Source organism: Bradyrhizobium sp. Leo78 (genome assembly GCF_059512425.1).
Genome location: NZ_JCAMOT010000298.1, coordinates 1 through 365, shown reverse-complemented (window position 1 = coordinate 365; position 365 = coordinate 1). Strand labels below are relative to the sequence as shown.

Here is a 365-nt window from a genome sequence, read left to right as displayed (position 1 = left end):
ATAACGTTCCGAGAGATCGAAACTTTCAAGATGCGCCATCGGCTCCGCAAGGCCGAGCTCCTCGCGGCTGGCGATGTGCAGGATCTGCCGGCCGAAGCGGCGGTCGCGCAGCAACCCGTTCACATGGTCGTAACCGGTCAAGAACCACTGTTTCTGCTCGGTCCAGTAGAAGGTCGGACAATGGGCGTGAAGCGTGGCGTAGACGGCATTCGGGTTGCCGTAGAAGGCCGGATTGCGGGCGTCCAGCGAGACGTGGCGGAGGGCGGGGTCGATCGAGAGAAACGGCGGTATCGTCATGAACCGAAGGCTTAGCGGATTTGCCGGCCCTCGAAAAGATGTGGGTGAGGAGTGTTCGGCCGGAACCA

General features: G+C 61.4%; 1 pseudogene. It reads right to left on the bottom strand.

Annotated features, from left to right (window positions below):
- A pseudogene (locus tag AC5ZG1_RS44770) lies at positions 1-297 on the bottom strand (cytochrome P450); the annotation flags it as partial.
- Positions 298-365: the final 68 nt, after the last annotated feature.